The following is a 244-nucleotide window of genomic DNA, read 5'->3' on the forward strand; positions in this document are numbered from 1 at the left end:
GGGACTGACCCCCGTTTTTGAGACAGGGATCAAAACACCTTTTAAACAGCCAATTGCCGATAGTTTATCGGTGATTGGTTGTTTAGTTTCGTTTGAATACGAATATTGTTATAATAGTGAATGTATTCTATGACAGTGCGTTCTACGATGGCGGTCGTAGTTCGATCAATGCTGTTAAGATAGAACGTTTCAGACTTTAGTGAGGAATGAAACGATTCGATGGAGGCATTATCAGCGGGCGTCC

General features: G+C 41.8%; 1 protein-coding gene. It reads right to left on the reverse strand.

Translation table 11 applies throughout. The annotated features are described in order from the left end of the window. Positions 1 to 41: 41 nt before the first annotated feature. On the reverse strand, positions 42 to 244 hold a 203-nt coding region (locus tag AC0DBE_RS21815), incomplete at its 5' end, for an IS3 family transposase (protein ID WP_145364413.1).

The organism is Bacillus sp. VA15 (assembly GCF_055721145.1).